An 8,756-nucleotide genomic window follows, 5' to 3' on the forward strand; every position below is an offset into this window, starting at 1 on the left:
ACCGATCGACCGGGGCGCGGTGGCTGGTGGTGGGGCCCCGGCCGGCGGCCCGAGGAGGGGTGCCGCCGGCCGGGGACGGCGGGTCAGCGCGGGCCGGCGCCGACGGGGCCCGCGCTCGCGGCGGTGCGGGAGGCCGGGCGCGCCTTGCGGTAGAGCAGCGCGCCGCCGAGCAGCAGCGCGGCGCTGGCGCCGGCGGTCCAGCCCAGGCCGTCGGCGCCGGTGTGGGCGAGGGAGGGCAGGGCCGAGGAGTCGGCGGTGTCGGCCATGTCCGCCCGGTCGTTCGGCGGCGCGGGGTTCGGCTGGTGGGCCGGCGGCGGGGGAGTGGCGGTGCGGGGCGGAGTGCTGCTGTTGACCGCGGTGTTGCCGAAGGCGGGGTTGCCGATGCCCACCACGTTGACCGAGTTGCCCGAGATGTTGACCGGGACGTCGACCGGCAGTTGGAGGGAGTTGCCGGACAGCACACCGGGGGAGCCGGTGGCGTGGGAGGCCGCGTGGGCGCCCCCGGTGGAGTGGGAGGCGGCGGTGCCGGACTCGTCGGCCGGCTTCCCGGCGTGCTTGGCGGGCCGACCGTCGGTGGAGGCATTCGACGCGGGGGCCGCCGGGACCGCCGCCGTCGACGAGCCGGACGAGGTGTTGGCGCAGGTGTTGCCGAAGGTCGGGTTGAGCAGCCCGACCACGTCGACGGTGTTCCCGCACGCGTTGACCGGCACGTGCACCGGCACCTGCACCGAGTTCCCGGACAGCACCCCCGGCGAGCCCGCCGCCTGCGCCCCGGCCCCGGCGTCCGCCTGCGCGGCCCCGGCGGAGGCGAGCACACCGCCCGCGACCATCGCCGTGACCAGTCCCTTTCGGGCGACCTTGTTCATACCCTCACTGCCTTCCGGAACATAGCGAGCGCTATGCCCGCACCGGGGACAACGCCCGCACACGCCCGATCGAGTCGCATCCACCCGCCTTTTCATTCCAACGAGTGATCCCCCACTGGCACCCCCTGCCGCCTGCCGGTATGGGCGGATGGCCTGCGGCGGCCGCGAAACGCCAGGTCAACGGCGGCCCAGGGAAAAGGGCATGGATGTTCCATGACCTCGGGGGGAAAGGGGGAGCGGCGCCCGCGGGCCGGTCGGCGCCGGTGGCGGCTCGCGGGTGGGACCGGTCGTCGGGACTCCCGTTGCCGGGGTCCGTACCGGTGAGGTGTACGCGGGCGGCGGGTCGCGTGGACGTGCGCGACCCGCACCCGCGGGGTCGCCGTCCGGTACTCCGTCGTCCGGTCGGTGCGTCAGACTTCGTTCGGTGCTGCGGTGTTGAAGGGGAGGTCAGGCCGCGCTGGCGTCCTGCGCCGGGGTCGGGTCGAACGGATCGACCGCGATCGTGTCGATGTGGCGGCGCGCGGCTGCGAGCGCGGCCCCGATCTCCCGGGTGCCGGTCGAGACGCACAACGTGTACGTGGTGTCCTGCAACTGCTGCCGTACCAGGGGGTCCACGCCCTCCGCACGGTCCGACCCGTCCGCGCGGCCCTCGTCGACGACGGCACGGAGCGTCTCGTAACGCTCCACCAGGTTGCGCAGGACGGTCGGGTGGGCCATCAGCATGAGTTCGCTCCTCGGGGGTCGATGAAAACGCCACACACGAGGGCCGTTTGCCCGATCCTGACCGCCGCATGCGAAATTCACGCCGAATTTACGTCGATTCGCGCATGAGACGCGTCACAGAACGGCCTGCTTCGGACACCCGTGGGTCGGCCGGGAGTTGCGATGTGCGTGAGGCCGGAAGCCGCCGACAGCCGCTGCCGGCCCGCCGGTTGCCGCCCTGACGGCAGGGGCCCGCCCCCGGAGGTCGTCCGGGCGGCGGGCGCCGCTCACGGGTCCGCGTCAGTCGATGCTGCGCAGGATGTGCGTCTCGCTGGGGTCGTCCTCGTATCCGGCGAGCCGGATCGGCGCGCACCTGGACCAGACGTCCAGCGGGCGCTCCTCCTCCAGCAGGGACGTGCCGTCCCGGTCGCGCTCGGGCTTGCTGTCCTCACCGTCGTTGCGGGTGAACCTGTCTGCTGACACCGCGCACTCCTTAGCGTCGCGTGGTCCGGTAGCGCCGGACGCGGCCGAACCGCGTCGCGTCATGGCGCCCGGGGGGAAGTCCTTCTCTGTCGGGCGGTGCGGACGCGGTGGCGCCTGATGCCGGTGCCGGAAGTGCAGCCGAGTCGGCGACGGATTCCGGGACGGGCCGCGGGGCCAGGTACTTCCCCGACAGCCTGCTCGTCCCGTTCAGCCTATGCCGCCGTACGCTCCGCCACCACCCGGTTTCGATCCGCATCCGCCACCCGGGTGGACGCGTCACCCGTGCGCCCACCCGGCGGACCCGCCGGTCCCCCGTCCGGCCCAGGTTGCTACGGTTTCGCGTGCTCAACAGCGAAGAAGACGACCGCGCCACCGCCGAGCCGACCGGCCCCGACACCGCGCCCGGCAGCGGCCCCGAGACCGCGCCCGGCACCGCGGCGGCCGGTACGGCACCCGCCGCGATACCCGCCCAGCGCCGCTCCCGGCTGCTCGCCGACGTCTCCCCGCTGCGCGAGCACCCCGACTTCCGGCGCCTGTGGTTCGGCAACGCCGTGTCCTACATAGGCCAGCAGATGACCGCCATGGCCGTGGCGCTCCAGGTGTACGCGATCACCGGCTCCAGCTTCTACGTCGGCCTGGTCGGCCTGTGCTCCCTGGTGCCGCTGATCGTCTTCGGCCTCTACGGCGGCGCCGTCGCCGACGCGGTCGACCGGCGCCGGCTGGGCCTCGTCACCGCCAGCGGCGCCACCGTGCTGTCGGCGGCGCTCGCCGTGGTCGCGATTCTCCACGTCCACCGGGTGTGGCCGCTCTACACGATCGTCGCCCTCCAGGCGGTGTGCTTCGCGATGAACTCGCCCGCCCGCTCGTCCATGATCCCCCGCCTGCTGCCGCCCGAGCGGCTGCCCGCGGCCAACGCGCTCGCCTCCCTGTCCAGCGGCGTCGGGCAGATGGCCGGGCCGATGCTCGGCGGCGTCTTCGTCGGCTTCTGGGGCTACCAGGCCGCCTACCTGATCGACGTCGCCGCCTTCACCGCCTCCCTGTACGCGATGTGGCGGCTGCCCGCGATGCTCCCCGGGGAGCCCGGCGCCGACCCGGCCGCGGCACGGCGCCGGCCGTCCGTCGTCGAAGGGCTGCGCTACCTCGGTGCGCGCCCCAACCTGCGGACGACCTTCATCTCCGACCTCGCCGCCATGGTGCTCGCGCAGCCCCGGGTGCTGTTCCCCGCCGTCGCGGGCCTGTGGTTCGGCGGCGACACCCGCACCGTCGGGCTGCTGGCCGCCGCGCCCGCGGTCGGGGCGCTGGTCGGCAGTGTCTTCTCCGGCTGGCTCGGCCGGGTGAACCGCCAGGGCTTCGCGGTGCTCGTCGCCGTGGGCTCCTGGGGCGCGGCCGTCGCCGTCTTCGGGCTGACCCGCAGCCTGCCGCTCGGCCTGTTCTTCCTCGCCCTCGCGGGCTGCGCGGACACCGTCTCCATGGTCTTCCGCAACACGATGCTCCAGTCCGCCGCGCCCGACGACATGCGCGGCCGCCTCCAGGGCGTCTTCCTGGTCGTCGTGGTCGGCGGGCCCCGCCTCGGCGACTTCCTCGCGGGCTCGGTGTCCGACCTGCTCACCCCGACCGCGGCCGTGGTCGGCGGCGGCCTCGCCTGCATCGTCGCGATCACCCTGATCGGCCTGTTCCAGCGCTCCTTCCGCCACTACGACGCCCGCGACCCGGTCGCGTAGGCCGTGTCCGGCAACTGGCGTCGTCCCGCCCGACGGGCGGGGGACGGCGGAGCCTGGTGCTCCCCCACGCCCCACGGCGTGTGAGGCTCCCCCAGAGCACCGGGCGGGATCGGTCGGACATGACCTGGCACCGGCGAGGGCCGCGGCTTCGCGGTCCAGGGCCGGGTCGAGAGTGAGGGCCGCGCGGGCGAGGGCGGCGAGGTCGGCCGGGAAGCGGCCGGTGGGGCGGCCCGGGAGGCCGGTGCGGGCGTAGGCGCGGGTGAGCAGGGCGTGGGCGGTGGCCGGGTCGCCGCGGTGCAGCGCCTTGACCGCGGCGACGCCGTTGGCCAGGGCGCTGGCCGCGGGCCGCCAGGGGTGGCGGACGGCCGGGGCGCGGGGCGCGGCACCCGGCGCCGCGGTGATCTCCAGGTCGAGCCGCCAGAACGGCGGCAGCCCCTCGAAGGCGACGAAGAGCAGCCGGTGGCCGGGGTCGCCGGCGCGGTCGGGGTCGCCGCGTACCGACAGCACCGGGCGCACCTCGGCGAGCACCTCGCCGGCCCGGTCCACGCAGCCGCCGAACTGCTCGTCCGGCACCGTCCACCACGCGTCGATGTCGCTGTACGGGTCGGCCGTGCCCGTGGCGAGCGACCCGCGCAGGTCGGCCCGGCCGCCCGGGCAGGCCCGCGCCAGCACCTCCAGCACGTGGTGGGCCACCGCCGCGCGCACCACCGGGTCGAGCCCGGGCGCGGCACTCACGCGCGCGCGTCCACGTAGACCCACCGCCCGCCCTCGCGGACGAAGCGGCTGTTCTCCCGCTGCTCGCCGTCCCGCCCGTCCAGCCGGTAGCGGGCGCGGAACTCGACGGTGCCCTCGGTGTGGAAGGCGCTGCCCCCGGTGCTGCCGAGGATGTCCAGGCCGGTCCAGCGCACCGCCGGGTCGAGGTCGAGGTCCGGCGGCCGGGTGGCGGCGGCCCAGGTGCGCAGCAGGTACGCGGTGTCGCCCACGGCGAACGCGGCGTAGCGCGAGCGCATCAGCCGCTCCGCGGTGGGCGCGGGAGCACCTGCGTGCAGGGCGCCGCAGCACTCCCCGTAGCGGGCGGGCAGCCCGCAGGGGCAGGCGGCGGTGGCGGCGGGGGCGTCCCGGCCGGCGCGGGGCGCGGCCGGGCGGGCGGTACGGGCGGGGCGTCGCGGCATGCCCCGATTGTGCCGCAGGCGGCCGGGCGCGGATCACCCGGAAGGTCCGCGCCCGTACGGCCCATCAGGGGGTTTTGGCCGGCACACAGTGGACATGTGCAGGGCGTGGTCCGCTGTGTCCGCGGACCGTCCGTCGCCGGTCCACCCGGAAGGACAGCAACCGTGAGTACCGCGCAAGACCAGCAGGAACCGCCCGTCGACCCGTCCTCGCAGGTCGCGGTCGTCGTGGACAGCTGCGCACGACAGGACGCGGCGGCCGTGTTCGCCGCGCTCCAGGCCAGCTTCCCCTCCGACCGGGCCGCCGACGACGCACCCGAGGAGACCGAGGGCGAGCACCCCACGGTGTGGTCGGCCACGTTCGACGTGTCCCGCACCCTCGGCCTGGCCGACCCCGGCCGCCTCACCGCGCCCGTCACGCTGACCGCGCAGGGCGGCTATCTGGCCGTCGACCGGCTGCGGGAGGGCCTCGCGGAGGCGTTCGCCGTCCGCGTCGTCGGCACCGCGGCCGGTGACCAGGAACAGGAGGCGAAGCTGCGGCTGGAGAACCGGTAGGACCGGTCGTCCGCGGCCCTCAGCGCGCGGCGGCGGCCGCCTCGGCGACCGTGGCCGCCGCGTCCTTGTCGAGCGAGGCGCGCACCAGCGACGCGGCGAGCACCGCCGGTTCGGCGCCGTCGGCGAGCCGCGTCAGCTGCTCGGGGGAGTCCGGCAGGCCGAGCAGCCGGGCGCCCTGGAGCGCCTTGGCGTCGAGATAGGGCGCGTACTCGGGCCAGACGGCCTGCGCCTCGCGCAGGAAGATGTCCGCGCCGGCGGGCCCCATCCCCGGGAACTCCCGCAGCTCGCGGCGCAGGGCGCCGACGTCGCCGTCCGCGCGGGCGCGCATGCCGCGCAGGTCGCCGCCGTACTCCGCGCTCGCCAGCTCCGCGCCGTCGCCCAGCTGGGTGGCGGTCCGCTCGTCATAGCGGCGGTAGCCGCCGCGGCCGAGCGCGTCCACCCGCTGCTGCCAGGTGGCCCGCGCCATCGCGCGCGGGCTGCGCATCCCGGCGGCGGACAGCTCCTTGGCCGCCGCGACGGCGACCCCGGCCCGGATACGGGCGCTGAGCAGGCTCGCCAGGACGAGCAGGCGGTAGAGCGGTTGCGGGGTGTCGGTCAGGCGGATACCCGCCTCGTCGGCGTAGGTGCGGCCGTAGGTGCGAAGCAGGGCGCGTGCCGTGTCGCGCCGGGTGGTGCGGGCCATGGCGGCTCACCTCTCGTCCGGTGCTCGGTCGGTTGCTCCGGTCGTATCTCGCCCTCGGGTACCCGCTCGGCGCGGCCGCAACCGGGGAGGCGGGGCCCGGGCCCCGGCACCTCAGCCCGCCTGCCCGCCGTGGACCGCGCGGACGGCGGCCACGGTGTCCGCCTGGTCCGCCGTCTTGTCCGGGCGGTAGCGCAGCACCCGGGCGAAGCGCAGCGTCAGGCCCGCCGGGTAGCGCGGGGAGGTCTGCACCCCGTCGTAGGCGACCTCCACCACCAGCTCGGGCCGCACCGTGACCAGGTGGCCGTCGTCGGAGACCGCGCGGGCCAGCAACTGCTCGGTCTGCCAGGTCAGCAGCGCGTCGGTCAGGCCCTTGAAGGTCTTGCCGAGCATCACGAACGAACCGTCCTCGGCCCGCGCCCCCAGGTGCAGGTTCGACAGCATGCCGGTCCGGCGGCCGTGGCCCCACTCCACCGCGAGGACCACCAGGTCCAGGGTGTGCACCGGCTTGACCTTCAGCCATGTCGCGCCGCGCCGCCCCGCCGCGTACGGGCTGCCCGCGCCCTTGACGACGACGCCCTCGTGGCCGCGCTCCAAGGTCGCGGCGAAGAACTCCTCGGCGGCGCGCACCTGCTCCTCGTCGCCGGGGTCCGCGACGGTCAGGCGCCGCACCCGGTACGCGGCCGGCACCAGCGCGGCCAGCGCCGCGTGCCGCTCCCCGAAGGGCAGGTCGAGCAGGTCCCGGCCGTCGACGAAGAGCACGTCGAAGAAGACCGGGTGCACCGGCAGGGCCGCCGCGGCCGTCGCCACGTCCACCCGCGAGCCGACCCGGCCCGCGGTCTCCTGGAACGGGCGGGGCCGCCCGTCGGCCGCCAGCGCCAGCACCTCGCCGTCGAGCACGAACCGCTCCGCGGGCAGCGCCGACGCCGCCGCCACCACCTCCGGCAGCCGCGCCGTGACGTCGTCCAGGGTGCGGGTGAAGACCCGTACCCGGCCGCCGTCCCGGTGCACCTGGACCCTGATCCCGTCGAGCTTCTCCTCCACCGCACACGGCCCCAGCCGCGTCACCGCGTCCGCCACGCCCTTCGCCGAGCCGGCCAGCATCGGCAGCAGCGGCCGCCCCACCGTCAGCGCGAACGTCGCCAGCGCCTGCGGGCCGCGGTCCAGCAGCGCCTGCGCCACCGGCTCCAGCGCACCCGCGAGCATCACCGCCCGCCGCACCTGCGGCGATTCCGCGCCCGTCGCCGCCGCCAGCCCCTCGACCGCCGCCGCGTCGAGCGCGCCCTGCCGCACCTCACCGGTGAGCAGCCCGAGCAGATACTCCTGCTCCGGCGCCGTCGCCAGCCCGAACAGGTCCTGGAGCAGCGCCCGGCGCCCGGCCTGCGCGCCCTGGCCCGACACCTCCCCGACGGCCGTCAGCGCCGCGTCCACCGCCCGCACCGTTAGCGTCGGCTCCGCCGCCGGGGCGGCCCGGTCCCGCAGCGCCGCCCAGCCGATGCCGAGGCGGCCCTGCGGCAGGCGGCCGGCCAGGTAGGCGATCGCGATCGGCGCGTCCTGCGGGCTCGCCGCCCGGAAGAACTCCGCGAGCAGTTCCGTCTTGCGGGTGTGCGCGGAGGTCCGCGCGACCTCCCGGGAGACCCGGGCGACCTCGGAGAACAGCATGCGACCATCCTGCGCCGCCCCGGACCGCCCTGCCTCGCCCCTGTAATCGAATGTGCGTACGAATATCGGTTACGCTGCTGGTATGCACCATCAGCAGGCGTCCCTGTTCGGCATCGGCGAGCCCGGTCTCGGGGACCTCGCCGCCGTCCGCCGGACCCCGCTGGGCTCCGGCGCCTGGATCGACACCCTCCCCGGCTGGCTCACCGGCGCCGACGACCTCTTCGAACGGCTCGCCGCCGAAGTGCCCTGGCGGGCCGAGCGCCGTGTCATGTACGACGACGTCGTGGCGGTGCCCCGCCTCCTCGCGCACTACGGTGCCGGGCAGGAGCTGCCCGACCCCCTCCTGGACCGGGCGCGGGACGCCCTCGACGCCCACTACGCCGACGAACTCGGCGAGCCCTTCGCCACCGCCGGGCTCTGCTACTACCGCGACGGGCGGGACAGTGTCGCCTGGCACGGCGACCGCACCGGGCGCGGCAGCCGCCACGACACGCTCGTCGCGATCCTCTCCCTCGGCGAGCCCCGCCCGCTCCTCCTCCGTCCCCGCGGTGGCGGCCCCGCGCAGCTGCGGTGCCCGCTCGGGCACGGCGACCTCATCGTCATGGGCGGGTCCTGCCAGCGCACCTGGGACCACGCGGTGCCCAAGACCCGCGGGGTCGTGGGCGGACGCATCAGCGTGCAGTTCCGCCCTTCCGGGGTTCGCTGAACCCCCCCGGGGTGGGGTGCGCTGCGGCTTCCGGGACCTTGCGGTCCGTGGTGGCTGGTCGCGCAGTTCCCCGCGCCCCTGGAATGCGCTCGGGCCCTCCGCGGATCGTGGTTCCTGCGATCGGTCGGCGTGAAGACCCTCAGGCGCGCCACAATCCGCGGAATACCCGCACATACCCAGGGGGCGCGGGGAACTGCGCGACCAGCCACGGCG

Annotated in this window: 9 protein-coding genes; 3 read left to right on the forward strand and 6 right to left on the reverse strand. The window is 75.9% G+C overall.

Annotated elements, in window-relative coordinates; genetic code table 11:
• Positions 1-83: 83 nt before the first annotated feature.
• The 3 genes from WA788_RS12480 to WA788_RS12490 form a co-directional block, all read right to left on the reverse strand.
• Complete coding sequence (locus tag WA788_RS12480) at positions 84-866, reverse strand: chaplin (protein ID WP_335976231.1); 783 nt, start codon at positions 864-866, stop codon at positions 84-86.
• A gap of 447 nt (positions 867-1,313) precedes the next feature.
• The gene (locus tag WA788_RS12485; protein ID WP_335976233.1) at positions 1,314-1,589 is read right to left on the reverse strand and encodes a DUF5133 domain-containing protein; all 276 of its coding nucleotides are present in this window, start codon (positions 1,587-1,589) and stop codon (positions 1,314-1,316) included.
• A gap of 279 nt (positions 1,590-1,868) precedes the next feature.
• A complete protein-coding gene (locus tag WA788_RS12490) occupies positions 1,869-2,051 on the reverse strand; it encodes a hypothetical protein (RefSeq protein WP_335976235.1) in 183 nt (60 codons plus the stop codon).
• A 461-nt stretch (positions 2,052-2,512) separates the two neighbouring features.
• On the opposite strand from WA788_RS12490, the gene WA788_RS12495 reads away from it, so the two are divergent.
• Positions 2,513-3,772, forward strand: a complete 1,260-nt coding sequence (locus WA788_RS12495) for an MFS transporter (RefSeq protein ID WP_335976288.1) — start codon at positions 2,513-2,515, stop codon at positions 3,770-3,772.
• A gap of 731 nt (positions 3,773-4,503) precedes the next feature.
• On the opposite strand, the gene WA788_RS12500 is transcribed toward WA788_RS12495, so the two are convergent.
• Positions 4,504-4,944, reverse strand: a complete 441-nt coding sequence (locus WA788_RS12500; protein ID WP_335976238.1) for a YchJ family protein — start codon at positions 4,942-4,944, stop codon at positions 4,504-4,506.
• A 162-nt stretch (positions 4,945-5,106) separates the two neighbouring features.
• Between WA788_RS12500 and WA788_RS12505 the strand changes: the two genes are divergently transcribed.
• Positions 5,107-5,496 (forward strand): hypothetical protein, encoded by a 390-nt coding sequence (locus tag WA788_RS12505; protein ID WP_335976241.1) that lies wholly within the window; start codon positions 5,107-5,109, stop codon positions 5,494-5,496.
• Between the two features lie 19 nt (positions 5,497-5,515).
• Here WA788_RS12505 and WA788_RS12510 read toward each other — a convergent pair whose 3' ends face one another.
• Positions 5,516-6,178 carry an endonuclease gene (locus WA788_RS12510; protein WP_335976242.1) on the reverse strand — a complete coding sequence of 221 codons (663 nt, stop codon included), beginning with the start codon at positions 6,176-6,178 and terminating at the stop codon, positions 5,516-5,518.
• A 111-nt stretch (positions 6,179-6,289) separates the two neighbouring features.
• Positions 6,290-7,837 (reverse strand): ATP-dependent DNA ligase, encoded by a 1,548-nt coding sequence (locus WA788_RS12515; RefSeq protein ID WP_335976243.1) that lies wholly within the window; start codon positions 7,835-7,837, stop codon positions 6,290-6,292.
• Positions 7,838-7,919: 82 nt separating this feature from the next.
• Between WA788_RS12515 and WA788_RS12520 the strand changes: the two genes are divergently transcribed.
• Positions 7,920-8,543 (forward strand): alpha-ketoglutarate-dependent dioxygenase AlkB, encoded by a 624-nt coding sequence (locus tag WA788_RS12520; RefSeq protein ID WP_335976245.1) that lies wholly within the window; start codon positions 7,920-7,922, stop codon positions 8,541-8,543.
• Positions 8,544-8,756 lie beyond the last annotated feature (213 nt).

The sequence above is a fragment of the Streptomyces sp. CA2R106 genome, assembly GCF_037034245.1.
In the GTDB taxonomy this organism is placed as follows: domain Bacteria; phylum Actinomycetota; class Actinomycetes; order Streptomycetales; family Streptomycetaceae; genus Actinacidiphila.

Excerpts from the sequence above, each read along its gene's own strand:
- WA788_RS12480 (WP_335976231.1), bottom strand. The coding sequence starts at position 866 with ATGAACAAGGTCGCCCGAAAGGGACTGGTCACGGCGATGGTCGCGGGC.
- WA788_RS12485 (WP_335976233.1), bottom strand. The coding sequence starts at position 1,589 with ATGCTGATGGCCCACCCGACCGTCCTGCGCAACCTGGTGGAGCGTTAC.
- WA788_RS12500 (WP_335976238.1), bottom strand. The coding sequence starts at position 4,944 with ATGCCGCGACGCCCCGCCCGTACCGCCCGCCCGGCCGCGCCCCGCGCC.
- WA788_RS12510 (WP_335976242.1), bottom strand. The coding sequence starts at position 6,178 with ATGGCCCGCACCACCCGGCGCGACACGGCACGCGCCCTGCTTCGCACC.
- WA788_RS12515 (WP_335976243.1), bottom strand. The coding sequence starts at position 7,837 with ATGCTGTTCTCCGAGGTCGCCCGGGTCTCCCGGGAGGTCGCGCGGACC.
- WA788_RS12520 (WP_335976245.1), top strand. The coding sequence starts at position 7,920 with ATGCACCATCAGCAGGCGTCCCTGTTCGGCATCGGCGAGCCCGGTCTC.